Source organism: Saccharopolyspora soli, from assembly GCF_022678645.1.
Lineage (GTDB): Bacteria > Actinomycetota > Actinomycetes > Mycobacteriales > Pseudonocardiaceae > Saccharopolyspora > Saccharopolyspora soli.
In genome coordinates this window covers 35246-48668 of sequence record NZ_JALBWV010000011.1, presented here as the reverse complement: position 1 = coordinate 48668, position 13423 = coordinate 35246, and the positions used below count along the sequence as shown (strand labels likewise).

The following is a 13423-nucleotide window of genomic DNA, read 5'->3' as shown; positions in this document are numbered from 1 at the left end:
ATTCTCCCTGGGTCGATCACTTCAGACCGGTGGTGGCGATTCCTTCGGTGAGCAGCCGCTGGGCGCACAGGAAGAACCCGACCAGCGGCGCCAGTGAGAGCACCGCCATCGCGAACAGCGACCCGTACTCGGACTGGCCGGTGGCGTCGACGAACATCTGCAGGCCCTGCGAGACGGTGTACGACTCCGTGTCGGTGAGGTACAGCAGCGGTCCGAGGAAGTCGTTCCAGGCGTGCACGAAGGTGAACATCGCCGTCGTCCCGATCGCCGGTAGCGACAGCGGCACGACGATGCGGGTGAAGATCCGCCAGTGCCCGCAGCCGTCGATCCGCGCGGCGTCGTCGAGTTCGGCGGGCAGTCCGCGCAGGAACTGCACCATCAGGAAGACGAAGAACGCGTCGGTCGCCAGGAACTTCGGCAGCACCAGTGGCAGGATCGTGCCTACCCAACCCAGCTCGCTGAACAGCGCGTACTGCGGGATGATCGTGACGTGGTAGGGCAGCAGGATCGATCCGATCACCGCCGCCATGACCAGTCCTCTGAACCGGAATTCCAACCGCGCCAGGGCATATCCGGCCAGTGCGCAGGACAGCACGTTGCCGAGCACGGCGAGCACCGCGATGACGAACGAGTTGAGGAAGAAGCGGGCGAAGTGCACGGACCCGGCGGCGGTGAAGCCCTCGCGGTAGTTGTCCAGGGTGGCGTCGGCGGGCCACGGTCCGATGTGGGCGAAGATCTCCTCGGTCGGCCGGAACGACGACCCCACCAGCCACCACAGCGGGTACAGCACGACAACGAGCACGGCCACCAGCACGACGTGCCGGGCCAGGGCAGGAACCACGCGGCCAGCCGTCCAGCGGTGGAACAGCAGCCTGGTCACCGGAGAAGATCTGGGGATGTCGCTCATCGCTGGTCTCCGTAGTGGACCCAGTACCGGGCAGAGGCGAACAGCAGACCGGCGAACACGGCCAAGCCCAGCAACAACAGCCAGGCCATCGCCGAGGCGTAGCCCATCTGGAACTGCTTGAAACCGCGCTCGTACAGGTACAGCGTGTAGAACAGGGTCGAGTCGGCGGGGCCACCCGACCCCCGGCTCACCACGTAGGCGGGCGCGAACGCCTGGAAGGCGTTCACCGTCGCGAGCAACCCGTTGAACAGCACGACCGGCGACAGGTGCGGCAGCGTGATGTGCCAGAACCGGCGTAATCGGCCCGCCCCGTCGGCCTCGGCCGCGTCGTAGAGCTCGCCGGGGATCTGGCGCAGTCCGGCCAGGAAGATCACCATGGTCGCGCCGAAGGTCCACACGCTGAGCACCACCAGCGTGTACAGCGCGGTCCGAGGATCGCCGATCCAGCTGTGCGCCTCGAAGCCCAGACTCCGCAGCACGTGGTTGACCAGGCCGTCCTCACCGAAGACCTGCCGCCACAGCACCGCGATCGCGACGCTGGTGCCCAGCAGCGACGGCAGGTAGAACAACGCCCGGTACACCCCGAGCCCGCGCAGACCGCGGTTGAGCACCATCGCCAGCAGCAGCGAGACGACCAGCACCAATGGCACCGACACCGCGACGTAGTGCAACGTGACGCGCACCGACTGCCAGAACCTGGGATCGGCACCCAACAGGTCGGCGTAGTTGCCCAGCCCGATCCACTCCGGCGGGTTGAACAGGTCGAACCGGGTGAACGACAGGTACAGCGAATACGCCATCGGCCCCAGGGTGATGAGCACCAACCCGAGCACCCACGGACTCAGGAACGCCCACGCGGCGGCGGTGTCCCGGCGCCGACGTCGGCGCGACGGAAGGGGTGGATCAACGGTCGGCCGCAGCGGTTCTTCCGGGGCCACCGTTGCTTGTCTGGGCGACATGAGTCCTCCTTGACTCTTCGCCTACCGGGCCGTAGCCGGGTTCAGCGCGGCCGGTGCCCGTGTTCCTCCACCTGTTCGGCGAGGTGCTGCGCGAGCAGACCGGCCAGCGGTACGCGGACGTCGCAGTCCCGGGCGGCGGCCACGACGTCCCACAGGTCTTTGCTCCAGGTGCGGTAGCGCACCGGCACCCCGTTGCGGTCGTAGTCCTGCACGACCTTGTCGAAGAAGCCCCAGTTCTCCGTCACCCACGAGGCTCCGGTGCAGCTGCGCACCACATCGAGCACCTGTTCCTCGGTGACGCCGTGTGCTTCGGCCAGTCGCAGCGCCTCGTGCACGCCAGCCAACGCGGAGAACATCATCAGCTGGTTGGCGAGCTTGGCGGCCGCCGCCGCGCCGACCGCGCCGACGCGGACGATGCGATCCGCCATCGCTTGCAACGCTGGCCGGGCGGTCTCCACTGCGGCATCCGAGCCTCCGAGGACCATCGTGAGCTCACCGCGCAGCGCTCGCTCAGGCCCACCGCTGACCGGCGCGTCGAGGATGGAAAGCCCGGCCTCGTCGCATTCCTCGACGAGCTCTTCGAGCGTGCGCGGCAGAACTGTGCTGTGCACGGCCAAGATGCTCCCGGTCGCGAGGCATTCGGCCAGGCCACGGACCACGTTGCGGACCTGCTCGTCATCGGGCACCGCGATCGACACCAGCTCGCAGCCGCCGAGGTCGCGCAGCTCCGCCGCCCACCGAGCACCACTGTCCAAACAGGACTTGGCGCGATCAAGGGCGGTATCGTGCACCGCCACCTGCCATCCGCCGATGCGCAAGGCGCGGGCCATCGGCGCACCGATGTTGCCCACCCCGACGAATCCGATCTCCCGGTCGGTCATCAGCCCGCCTTCGCTCACTGGACCGTGTGGTCGGGCGCCCAGCCGAGGCCCTCGTAGATCGCCCGGCGACCGACCTTGTCGTTGTCGAGCTCCTGGCGGGCATACTTGGCGACGGTCTCGGCCTGCTCGGCGGGAACGACGATCAACCCGTCGCCGTCGCCAACCACGATGTCGCCGGGACGCACCAGCACTCCGCCGATGTTCACCGGCACCTGGGCGGCGTCGAACTCCACCCTGCCCTGCACCATCTTCTGCGCGCGGTAGCGGCAGAAGATCGGCACGCCCTGGTGGATGCACTCGTCGGTGTCGCGGACCCCACCGGAGGTGATCACGCCGCGCGCGCCGTGGGCGTGCCAGTCCAGCGAGTTGTTCGACCCGACCTCGCCGACGTCCGGGAAACCGGCCGACTCGATGACGACGACCTCGCCGTCCTGCAACGTGCCGCGCAGGGGGTCCGGATACCGCTTCGGGTACCAGTACCGATAAGCCCACTCGGTGTACTCCTCCGGCGGCAACTGCGCGGTCTGCTGCTCGGTCGGCCGGAATCGAATGGTGCGCGCGATACCCGTCACCTTGGCGCCGGGGAACAGCGGACCGATCTCCCGCGGCACCGTGCCCTTTGCGTGCAGACCGGCCCAGTCCATGCCGTCTCGGACATCGGCCACTCGGAGTTCGTCGAACAAGGCGAGCAGTTCAGCGGAGTTCATGACTCTCCCGTCCAAGTCGTTGGGATCAGTCGAACGCCGCCGGGCAGAACGTCCGGCGGGGAACGTGATCGAGACCACGCTCGATGAGCTATTGTCTACAAGAAACGAAGCGTGCTGGCAAGACCCGACAACCTGCATCGCGGTCCCGCCAGCCCGGCGGAAGAGGCCCCGAGGTGCACCACCCCGATCACGAGAACCCCTTCGTCGCAACGCCTTTCGGCACCCCACCGGGACGCATTGAGGCGCCGTCGCTGGTCCAACTCGCCACCGACGCGTTGCGCCGGATGATCCTGGGCGGACAGCTCCGTCCCGGTGAGCGGCTGATCGAGGACCGGCTCACCGAACAACTCGGCATCTCGCGGCCACCGCTGCGCGAAGCGTTGCAGTCGCTGGCCCGCGAGGGACTGATCACCCGCGTCCCGCGGCGCGGCGCCATCGTCACCAAGCTGGACGAGAGCGACGTCCGGGAAATCCTCGACCTGCGGGCGGGGTTCGAGCGACTCGCCGTGGAACTGGGCGTGCCCTGCGACTCCCCCGAACGCTTGCAGCGGTGCCGCCAGGCTCTGCGGGCCATGCAGGACTGCGCCGAGCGCGACGACCGTGCCCAACTGGTCGAGCGCGGCTACGACTTCCATCTGTCCATTGTGGATTTGTCCGGACACCGGCGGCTCACCGAGTTCTACCGCTCGTTGCACCAGCAACTACTGCTGTGCATGGCGATGAACCTCTACACCCGCGAGCACCACTACGAGAGCCTGACCGAACACGTCGCCCGCCACGAACAGCTGCTGCGCACCATCGAAGCGGGCGACCCCCAAGCGGTGCTGGCCGAACTCGCCCAACACGGCGAAGGCTCCTTCACCCGCCACCTGGCCGACCAGGAAGTCGAATAGCGGAATCCGCGAATCAGTTCGCGCTGCCGCACATCGGCCCGGATGCCGGGCGACATCCGGGCCGGTGGGCGCTGAGCTGAAGCGTCAGGCGTCGTGGAGCTTGTGTCGGGAAAGCTGCCCGCGAATCGCACCATCCGGGAACTCGTCGTTGTGCACATTGACGTAGAACCCGCTCGGCATGTTGACCAGTTCCTTGGCCAGTTCTCGGTCGATCGGGACACATCCGTCCGCTTCGCCCGTCGCCGGGTTCGGGAGGGTGACGACTACCGGGCCCGCGACCCCGCGAACTCCGCGGTGGATGTGGGCAGCTGTGGTGGGTAGCTGGATGCGGGAAACCTTCAGGTACACGCACACCTGGTCCGGGAAGACCGTGAGGCGAGCCGACCCGAAGCCGTCGGGATCACCGGGGCCGGGCACCTCTTGGGCGCCGTCGAGTTTGGCGGCGAGCTTCACCCCGTCACGCGCCGCGTGGTCGCCGGGGGCGGCGCCGGCCAAGCCGACGGTCAGACCCGCCAGAGCCAGCACGACGGTGCCGATCGCGAGAACAACACGATGCAGAATCCGCATGTGATCACTCCTGACGTCTGGAAGCGGATTCGCCCATCGTGCAAAGGAAGTCCCCCCGCCGCTTGATCAACGAGCCGGAAGCACCGAACAGGGCGAGCCCTGACCGTGAGGTGAGTGAGCACCGAGACAGCCCACAACTACATCGCCACCCCAGGCCGTTTCAAACTCAACCCCCTAGGGTGGCGATCGATTCGGAACGGGCACACTGAGCAACGATTCTCGGCGATTTGGATTCCGACCATTGGCCCGCTGCCCGCGAGTTGACCAGCCCGCGCCGGGATACCGGCGAATGCGATTCGGGTCTAGCGGTTGTCGGTGCTGGGTGGTTGCGGTTGGCTGCGTACCAGGATGTCGGCTAGCTGTTCCGGCCGTGAAACGTGCGGGAAGTGGCCTCCGTCGATCTCGATCGCCTCGATGCCAAGGCGTTCCCTCGCAACCCGCCGCATCCAGTCCGGCCGCAACGTCCGGTCGTGTCGGGGCAAAACGAATGTCGAGGGCATCACAGGGCGGGCGGGTGGGGTTTCGGCGTAAGCGGCCTCGGGATAGAAGAGACGTATCGTGGTCACGGCCCAACGCACGGTTCGCAGGTCGCAGTCGTGGAATCCGAAATAAGCGGCGACCACCGGATCCTCGGTGGATTCCAGACCGGCAGTGCGCCATTCCTCCCCGGCCATCTCGGGGCCGGACTGCTGGATCTGGTCCACGAAGCTCGAACCGCCCGCGAAATCGGGGACGGCTGCGGCCAGCCAGACCAGATGACGCGCCCGCACCGCATGCGCTACCGCTGGCAGCAGCAGCCCCGAACCCGAATGGGCCACCACCACCGGCTCATGGACCGCATCACCGATCTGGGTGGCGGCGATGCGGGCGTAGTCGTCGGCGAGCAGACCGGGCCGATCGCACGGAAAATCGACCGGAACTGCCCGGTGGCCACGGCCCTTGAGGACATCGACCAGCCGCTCCCATCCCACTGGCGACTGTCCCGTGCCGTGCAGCAGAATGTAATCCATTCGAACAGCATGGCCGACATCCGCCGCCCTGACCGCACCGTTCGCAGCTGGCGAACCTGCGAGGCAACGCGCCCGGTTCCTCTGCCGCTGGCATACTCGCCCCGAGCGCGGCCACGATGGCACGGATCATCAACAGGATGACGCGCATCGTCAACGACTTCTCGGCTGATTCCCCGGATGCCCAGGTTCGTAATCGCCGCTTCAGGAAAGCGTTTGTAGTGGGGCCTCGCCACCAACGAATGCCTGAGCGGATTCCGGAGGCGTCGCAACACGTGATCGGCTGATCGGGCCCGAACACGCTGGTTCGGCCGATGTTGACGTGACCGATTCACAAGCGTGGGAAAAGAGCGACCGCGAGCAACGCCGAAGTACCCGTTTCCGAATTTTCGTGATCACTGTAGTCGTGCTCATGGTCAGCGCGATCGCGGTGGGCGCCGCGTTGCTGGTGGATAGCGCGGAATTTCAGTGGGAAGTGCTCTCGATTCTGCGCCTGCTGACAGCGGGCGTCATGCTGGTGCTTTCCGGGCTGTGCGTCAACTTCCTGCCCAACGTGGTGCGGGCCGTCTGGCACCTGACGCCGAAGAGCTATGAAGAGATCCTAGAACTGCTGCGTCCGCCGTGATCGGCCTCCGGCCGACACGGGCCCGCAGATCGGGGACGGTCGCTCCGCCGACCAAGCCATCGAAGACTGAGCCGGTACCCCATGGTCGGATTCACCGTACGGGCGTGCTCGTCTCGCCCGTGGGGAATTCCTCGGTGCCGAGCACCCGCAGCAGCTCCAACCGCTCGCGGGCTTCGGCGTCCGCCGGGTGAGCACCACCAGCTGCTGACCCTGGTCGGGGGTCACCAGGGTCTCGCAGTCCATCACCAGGCGGCCCACCCGCGGATGCAGCACGGTCTTGCGGTCGGCGCGCCGGACCGCCACCTCGTGCTCGGCCCACAGCCGCCGGAAGTCGGCGCGCAGCAACGGTGCTCCGGAACATCCGCTAATGGCCGATGAGCGGGCAGACGACTGAACGACGCACGGACAGGGGAACAAATCAACCCGATCGCGCACCAATGCTCCCGTCACCCCGCCCGGCCGACGAAACATGGTGTGCAGAGCGAGCCAGCTCAGGCAACGGCCTGTCTTTGCCGATGTCCGGGCGTTCCAGACTGGCGTGATCGCCGTCTCGGTCGGCATCGACGACCGCCGTGCTCCCGGTGACGCCGGAGGACTGACAAACCTGCTCGAACCACCTGGGCCGTCGGCGCGCGCGTCGTGCCCTTCGCCGACAGCGGGCCGCGCTTATCCCGCGTATCGCCCAAAAGGACTGCTCCTTCGCCCTAGATCGACAGCGGCGGAAGCGGCGGGCCGTGACGGGCGGCAGGGCGGGGCGGCGGACCAGCAAGAGGCCCGAAGGAAGCGCGGTCTTAAGAAAATTAAGATCGTCATGTTGAAAGTTGACGATGAGCCGGGTACGACTTTAGATATGACAAAGCAGGCGATGGACTGGCAGGAACTCACGAACCTGACCCGGGGCCAGCCGTTCGTCGTCGAGCGGGTACGCCTGGCCGACAGCGGCATCGCGATCGAGGGCGAGTTCGAGCTACCGCAACTGGCTCAGCTCAACGCCGAGGACCAAATCTTCATCATGGCGTTCGTGCGGAGCCACGGTTCCATCAAGGAGATGGAGCGGATCTTCGGGGTGAGCTACCCGACGATCAAATCCAGACTGAACCGGATCACGCAGCTGCTCGACTTCGTCGAGACCGATCCAGCGCCGTCGCAGGCCGACATCATCGACCGGTTGCGCCGCGGCGAGATCACCGCAGAGCAGGCAGTGTCCAAATTGGAGAGTCGCACGTGATGCCGCAGTTGTTGACCGTACGGGTCAAACGCCCGAACGGTCGTCCCATCCGGATCTGGGTCCCGGTACTGCCCGTCGTGCTCGTGTTATCACCGGTCGTGGTCCTGGCCGTACTGGGGGCGGCCGTGGCCTGCCTCGTGTTCCGCGTCAGTGCGGTGCGGGCACTCGGCACCGGTTGGCGCATCGTCTCCGCGTTGCCCGGCACCCGGTTCGACATCGAGCAGGACCGCACGGCTGTGCTCGTCACCATCCGATAGGAGAGGTTCCGATGAACGAACAACGCAAGGACATCCTCGACATGCTGGCCGAGGGCAAGATCACCGCAGACGAGGCGGAGCGGCTCATCACCGCGCTCGAACGGGACCGGCCGCCGACGGCGACGAGTCTCGACACCCGGCCGAAGGGCAAGGCGAAGTACCTGCGGGTGGAGATGGACACCATTGATGAGAACGGTGAGACGGGGCGGATCAACGTACGGGTGCCGCTGCAACTGCTGCGGGCCGGTGTACAGCTGGCGGCCCTGATCCCGCCGCAGGCACTGGATCGGGCCAACGCCGAACTGGACAAGTCGGGCGTTCCGGTCGACTTGAAGCAGCTCAAGCCCGAACAACTTGAGGCGCTCGTGGAGCACCTCGACGAGGTGACCGTGGACCTCGACCAGACCGATGCCAAATTGCGCGTCTTCTGCGAGTAGGCGCCGTCCAGTCGGACAGGCCCCCGAGAAGGTGCTGCAACACCCCCACCGAGGCCGCACCCGCTACAGCAGAGCAGGTTAACTGCCAACGTGAAGTCTAGCCGCTCACCGGCGCGTAGCCGAGGGGCAACTCGGACGAGTGCTTCCACTCAAGCGTCCACAGTGGTCGATGAAAGTCCACGGCATCGTGTCAGAGGCCGTGTATGCACGGTGACTGTCCTCTGTTCAGGACAGTGGGCGATCGTCGCTGCCGTGATCAGTTCAGCGATCGCGGCCTCGGGGCCGCGAAAGGCGAACCCAGACAAGACCGTCCTGGACGGCATCTGGACACCGCCACCCGGCTCGGAGAGTCCGAGGAGACCGTCGAGGTGCGGTTCACGGTATTCCTCGGCTGGCCCGACGGGGCGCCGGGAGCCCAGGAATGCGAGGTAGGAGCGGTTGCGCGCCCTTGTGCTCGTCAGTGGGAATTCCGTTTCTTACCGGCGCAATCACTCACGAGCACGACAGGTGCCCGCCCCGGCTCAGTCGTCGAAGAACCCGGCGTCCTCCGGTTCCAGGTAGCGGCGGGCTTCTTCCACTATGAACTCGACTCCCAAACCGGGGCGGTCCCAGACTTCGATGAAGCCGTCTCGCACTATCGGGTCCGGTAGGCCCTTGACGATCGAGTACCACCAGTTCGGTTCCGCTACCGGGTACTCGAACGCGATGAAGTTGTCCGGGAGCGTGGCGGACACCTGCACCAGCGCCGCCAGCCCGATCAGGCCGTCCAGCACGCCGTGTGGGGCGATCGAGATGCCGTGCAGATCCGCGTACTCCGCTATCCACTTCAGCTCGGCAATGCCGCCCACGTCGCACGGGTCTGGCCCGATCACGCGGACCGCCTGGGTGTCGATCAGCTGCTTGAAGTTGTGCCGCAGGTAGATCTGCTCGCCGGTGTGGATTGGCGTGCTGGTCGCCACCGTGACCTCCCGGTACAGCTCCGGGTGCACCCACGGCACGTAGTCACCGGTCAGCAGGTCTTCGAGCCAGGCGATCTGCAACGGCTCCAATGCGCGCGCCACCCGGATCGCGTCCGCGACCGACCATCCCGGTCCCATGTCCAGCGCCAGCCCGACCTCGTCGCCGAGGACTTCCTTCATCGCCGTCACGCATTCCACGACGTGGTTGAAGCCGTGCTCGGTGAGCCCGCCGCGGTTGGGATTGCGCGGTCCGGTGCGCAGTTCCCCGTAGCTGAAACCTGGCACGTTGACGGCCATCTGGCCGTGGAACGCGACGCCTTGTTTGATGAGCGTGAAGCCTTCGGACGCCTGCTTCATCTGCCGCATGCTCGCCGCGTAGTCCTCCGGCGTGTGTCCGGTCATCTTCGGCCGCACTCCGCCGTTGTAGACGCGCACCCGGTCCCGCACCTTGCCGCCGAGCAGCTTGTAGACCGGCAGGCCAGCGGCCTTGCCCGTGATGTCCCACAGCGCCAGCTCGATCGCGCTCACCGCGCTGCCCCAGGGTTTGAACCCGGCGAAGCGGCGGATCTTGAGCATGCAGTGCTCGACGTCGGTGGGATCCTCCCCCACCAGGAAGTCCCGGTACATCTCGACGACCGGCTTCAGGTAGGGCTTGGCCGACTCGATCTGACCGTAGCCGTCGATCCCCTCGTCGGTGATCAGCCGAACGATCGGGCTGCCACCGAGCACCGCGCACCGCAGATCAGTGATCTTCATTTCGCTCCCGCACCTCGAACCCGTTGTTCCGCGCTGCCCGCGCAAACCAGCGCGCGCTGTCCTTGGGTGTCCGGCGTTGCGTCGGGTAGTCGACGTGCACCAATCCGAATCGCTTGGTGTAGCCCCACGCCCACTCGAAGTTGTCCAGCAGCGTCCACACGAAGTAGCCGCGCAGGTCGATGCCGTCCGCGATGGCTTGGTGCGCGATGCGGAAGTGCTGCTCCAGGTAGCGAACCCGATCCGGATCGCGGACCTGCCCGGCGGAGTCCGGCTCGTCCGGGTACGCCGCGCCGTTCTCCGTGACGTGCAGCGGAATCGGGCCGTACTCGCGGTGCAGCCGGGTGAGCACCTCGTGCAGTCCGGCGGGATCGACCTCCCAGCCCATGTCCGTGGTCGGCAGGCCGCGCTTGACGTTGATCATGTCGGAGCTGCCCACCCAGGGACTGGCCGGTTGACCGGGCGACCACACCTTCGGCTGCGGCCCGGCGGCCACGACGTGCCGCGTGTAGTAGTTGACGCCGAGGAAGTCCAACGGCTGCCCGATGATCTGCTCGTCGTCGGCCCGGATGTGGCTGGTGTCGAGCACCGGCGCGACATCGCCCAGCACGTCGGTTGGATAACCGCCGCGCAGCAGCGGATCCAGGAACAGCCGGTTCATCAGGCCGTCGATCCGGCGAGCGACATCGCGGTCCTGCTCGGTGTCGCTGGCCGGATCCACCGGGTAGAGGTTGAGCGTGATTCCGAAGGTGCTGTCCCGCTGGTTCGCCCGCATGTCCCGGACGGCCAAGCCGTGTCCTAGCAGCAAGTGGTGCGCCGCGCGGAATGCCGCCGCGTGGTCCTGCCGTCCGGGGGCGTGGCGTCCTTCGGCGTAGCCGAGGAAGGCCGCGCACCAGGGCTCGTTCAGCGTCGTCCAGTGCCGCACTCGATCGGCCAACGCCTCGTGCACCCGCGCCGCGTACTCGGCGAACCGGTGCGCCGTGTCGCGCTCTGGCCAGCCACCGGCGTCTTCCAGCCGCTGCGGCAGATCCCAGTGGTAGAGCGTCACCCACGGCACGATGTCGGCCGCCAGCAGCTCGTCGATCAGCCGCGAGTAGAAGTCGAGTCCGGCCGCATCGAGCGCTCCGGACCCGTCGGGCTGCAACCGCGGCCACGCCAGCGAGAACCGGTAGTGGGTGACGCCCAGCTCGGCCATCAGCGCCACGTCCTCGCGGTAGCGGTGGTAGTGGTCGCAGGCCACGTCGCCGGTGTCGCCGCCCAACACCTTGCCTTCGGTGTGCGCGAACCGGTCCCAGATCGACTCGCCCCTGCCGCCTTCGCGCACTCCGCCTTCGATCTGGTAGCTCGCGGTCGCGACGCCCCAGCCGAATCCGTCCGGGAACCGCAGCACACCAGCCCCATCGCCGATCGTCACATGTCCTCCATGAGGTCGCCTCACCACTGCCAGTACTTCGGTGGAGCCGCGAGCGGCCCCAGCTCCGCCCAGAGCTGTTCGGGTATCGGGTGTCGCGCCAGCCGGAGGGTTTCCGCAACCCGCTCGGGCCGGGAGATGCCAACGATGGTCGAGGTGATCCGCGGATCGCGCAGCGAGAACTGCAGGGCGGCTGCGGCCAGCGGCACCGAGTACCGCTGGCAGGCGTGCTCCATCTCGCGAACCCGGCTTACGATCTCGGCGTCCGCAGCCCGGTAGGCGTACGAGGCCACCGATTTCGTTCCCTTGGCCAGGATCCCGCCGCCGAACGGTGCGCCGTTGACGACGCCGACGCCTTGTTCGACCGCCTCGTCGATCAGGTCGTCTGCGCTGCGGTCCACCAGCGTCCACCGATTGTGGGTGATCAGCGCCTCGAACGGCGCCTCGCGGAGGAACCGGGCGAGCAGTCCCACCGGTCCGCCAGCGACCCCGACGTGCTGGGCGATCCCCTCGTCGCGCAGTCGGAAGAGGGCTTCCACCGGCCCGGCCGGGGCCATCGCCGCCTCGAAGGAGATGTGCTCCGGATCGTGCAGGTACAGCAACGGGACCTGGTCCAGTCCGAGTCGCCGCAGGCTGTCCTCCGCCGACCGGCGCACCTGGTCCCCGGAGAAATCGCCGCTGGTGGTGTCGCGGTCCACTTTGGTCGCCAGCACGAAACCAGCTGGCACACCGCCAGTCTCGGCCAGCGCGGCACCGATCCGGCGTTCGCTGTCGCCATTGCTGTAGCTGGCGGAGGTGTCCAAGAAGTTGATCGGACTGGCGAACACTTGCCGCACGGTGTCCACGCCGCGCTCGGCAGGAACCTCGTAGCCGAAGTTCTGCGGCATGCTGCCGAGCGGACCGCCTCCGACGCACAACGGCGTGACGGCCAGCCCGGTTTTGCCGAGCGGGCGGCGCAGCAGCGCCGGTTCGGGGCTCATCGAGCGGTCACCACTGTCAGCGGCAGGCCGTGCGGGTCGGCGAGCAACTGACCGGTGGGTGTCGCCTCCAACACCGGGCCCGCACCTGCCGCCGTCATCGCGTCGATCGCGGTGTTGGGGTCGGACGCGCCAAGTCCGATGGTGCGCAGGCCAACGCGCGGATTATCCGGGGACCACGGGTTGGGCTCGGTCTGCTCCGCGAAGGTGAACAGCTCCACCACAGCCGGGCCGACCTGGAGGTTGGTGATGACGAATCCGCGCGGATCGGCCTCGAAGAACAGTTGCCCGATCACCGTGGCGTGCAGCGCGCCGACGTAGAACTCCAGCGCGGCCTCAAGATTCGGTGCGGACACCGCGACGTGGTCGAAGGTCGGGCCAGCGTCGCGCGGCCGGTCCCGGTGTGCCACCCGATCCAGTTCGGCGAGCTCCGGTGACCAGGTCTTGTCGTGCTCCAGGTGGCCTTCGACGAATTCCAGCAGCGTTCCGTCCGGATCGGTGAAGAAGGTGATCCGCACGCCGCCGTGGGCATCCTTCGGTTCCTTGGTGAACCGCACTCCGGCGTCCAGCAGGCGCCCTGCTTGGGCGTCCACATCGCCGACCTTCATGCCGAAGTGCCGGAGACCGCACTGCAGGTCATCCGGGGACCAACCGCCCAGATCACCGTCGGCGATCTCGACCAGCCGCAAGCGGGCGGCTCCGGCGTCGAGCCAGCGCACGTCCGGGCGCTGCGGTTCGGCGACGTCCACCGCGGTCTGGAAACCCAGCAATCCCTGGTAGAACTCCAGTGACCGCGACAGATCGCGGCAACCGATCTCCAAGTGCTGGATCTTCGGGGATTCGGTCACGTGCTGC

The 13423-nt window shown here is 67.2% G+C and carries 17 protein-coding genes; 6 read left to right on the top strand and 11 right to left on the bottom strand.

All coding sequences use genetic code 11. The annotated features are described in order from the left end of the window. Positions 1-16 precede the first annotated feature (16 nt). Genes MOQ72_RS10580 through MOQ72_RS10565 form a run of 4 tightly spaced genes read right to left on the bottom strand, consistent with a single transcriptional unit; the run spans position 17 to position 3454 of the window. Positions 17-907, bottom strand: a complete 891-nt coding sequence (locus tag MOQ72_RS10580; protein ID WP_242182514.1) for a carbohydrate ABC transporter permease — start codon at positions 905-907, stop codon at positions 17-19. Then, positions 904-1866, bottom strand: coding sequence for a carbohydrate ABC transporter permease (locus MOQ72_RS10575; protein WP_242182512.1), 963 nt, complete (start codon positions 1864-1866; stop codon positions 904-906). Before MOQ72_RS10575 ends, MOQ72_RS10580 begins: the two co-directional genes overlap by 4 nt. Before the next feature lie 41 nt (positions 1867-1907). After that, positions 1908-2747: an NAD(P)-dependent oxidoreductase gene (locus MOQ72_RS10570; protein ID WP_242182511.1), complete on the bottom strand. Its 840-nt coding sequence runs from the start codon at positions 2745-2747 to the stop codon at positions 1908-1910. Positions 2748-2761: 14 nt separating this feature from the next. Then, positions 2762-3454: an RraA family protein gene (locus MOQ72_RS10565; protein ID WP_242182509.1), complete on the bottom strand. Its 693-nt coding sequence runs from the start codon at positions 3452-3454 to the stop codon at positions 2762-2764. A 173-nt stretch (positions 3455-3627) separates the two neighbouring features. On the opposite strand from MOQ72_RS10565, the gene MOQ72_RS10560 reads away from it, so the two are divergent. After that, positions 3628-4347: a GntR family transcriptional regulator gene (locus tag MOQ72_RS10560; protein WP_242182507.1), complete on the top strand. Its 720-nt coding sequence runs from the start codon at positions 3628-3630 to the stop codon at positions 4345-4347. A gap of 84 nt (positions 4348-4431) precedes the next feature. Here MOQ72_RS10560 and MOQ72_RS10555 read toward each other — a convergent pair whose 3' ends face one another. Beyond that, a complete protein-coding gene (locus MOQ72_RS10555; RefSeq protein WP_242182505.1) occupies positions 4432-4914 on the bottom strand; it encodes a CHRD domain-containing protein in 483 nt (160 codons plus the stop codon). A 302-nt stretch (positions 4915-5216) separates the two neighbouring features. Then, positions 5217-5924 carry an alpha/beta fold hydrolase gene (locus tag MOQ72_RS10550; protein ID WP_242182503.1) on the bottom strand — a complete coding sequence of 236 codons (708 nt, stop codon included), beginning with the start codon at positions 5922-5924 and terminating at the stop codon, positions 5217-5219. A 137-nt stretch (positions 5925-6061) separates the two neighbouring features. On the opposite strand from MOQ72_RS10550, the gene MOQ72_RS10545 reads away from it, so the two are divergent. Together MOQ72_RS10545 and MOQ72_RS10540 are read left to right on the top strand one after the other, a co-directional pair. Continuing rightward, positions 6062-6208: a hypothetical protein gene (locus tag MOQ72_RS10545; RefSeq protein WP_242182501.1), complete on the top strand. Its 147-nt coding sequence runs from the start codon at positions 6062-6064 to the stop codon at positions 6206-6208. Between the two features lie 35 nt (positions 6209-6243). Further along, a complete protein-coding gene (locus tag MOQ72_RS10540) occupies positions 6244-6546 on the top strand; it encodes a hypothetical protein (RefSeq protein WP_242182499.1) in 303 nt (100 codons plus the stop codon). Here MOQ72_RS10540 and MOQ72_RS10535 read toward each other — a convergent pair. After that, positions 6523-7017 (bottom strand): MmyB family transcriptional regulator, encoded by a 495-nt coding sequence (locus MOQ72_RS10535; protein WP_242182497.1) that lies wholly within the window; start codon positions 7015-7017, stop codon positions 6523-6525. The two genes, MOQ72_RS10540 and MOQ72_RS10535, sit on opposite strands and share 24 nt — an antisense overlap. A 67-nt stretch (positions 7018-7084) precedes the next feature. Between MOQ72_RS10535 and MOQ72_RS45135 the strand changes: the two genes are divergently transcribed. From MOQ72_RS45135 to MOQ72_RS10520, 3 genes are read left to right on the top strand one after another with little or no spacing between them, the layout of a single operon-like run. Next, positions 7085-7774, top strand: coding sequence for a DUF2089 domain-containing protein (locus MOQ72_RS45135; protein ID WP_242182495.1), 690 nt, complete (start codon positions 7085-7087; stop codon positions 7772-7774). Beyond that, positions 7774-8031: a hypothetical protein gene (locus tag MOQ72_RS10525; RefSeq protein WP_242182493.1), complete on the top strand. Its 258-nt coding sequence runs from the start codon at positions 7774-7776 to the stop codon at positions 8029-8031. Before MOQ72_RS45135 ends, MOQ72_RS10525 begins: the two co-directional genes overlap by 1 nt. An 11-nt stretch (positions 8032-8042) precedes the next feature. Next, entirely contained in the window at positions 8043-8468 is a 426-nt protein-coding gene (locus MOQ72_RS10520; RefSeq protein WP_242182491.1) for an SHOCT-like domain-containing protein, read from the top strand. Between the two features lie 521 nt (positions 8469-8989). Here the strand turns inward: MOQ72_RS10520 and MOQ72_RS10515 are convergent. The 4 genes from MOQ72_RS10515 to MOQ72_RS10500 are packed head-to-tail and all read right to left on the bottom strand — an operon-like array spanning position 8990 to position 13416. Then, positions 8990-10183: a mandelate racemase/muconate lactonizing enzyme family protein gene (locus MOQ72_RS10515; protein ID WP_242182489.1), complete on the bottom strand. Its 1194-nt coding sequence runs from the start codon at positions 10181-10183 to the stop codon at positions 8990-8992. Beyond that, positions 10170-11594 (bottom strand): GH1 family beta-glucosidase, encoded by a 1425-nt coding sequence (locus MOQ72_RS10510; protein WP_242182487.1) that lies wholly within the window; start codon positions 11592-11594, stop codon positions 10170-10172. Before MOQ72_RS10510 ends, MOQ72_RS10515 begins: the two co-directional genes overlap by 14 nt. A 20-nt stretch (positions 11595-11614) precedes the next feature. Next, positions 11615-12571 carry an aldo/keto reductase gene (locus tag MOQ72_RS10505; protein WP_242182486.1) on the bottom strand — a complete coding sequence of 319 codons (957 nt, stop codon included), beginning with the start codon at positions 12569-12571 and terminating at the stop codon, positions 11615-11617. Then, on the bottom strand, positions 12568-13416 hold the full coding sequence (locus MOQ72_RS10500; RefSeq protein ID WP_242182484.1) for a VOC family protein: 849 nt from the start codon (positions 13414-13416) through the stop codon (positions 12568-12570). Before MOQ72_RS10500 ends, MOQ72_RS10505 begins: the two co-directional genes overlap by 4 nt. Between the last annotated feature and the right edge of the window lie 7 nt (positions 13417-13423).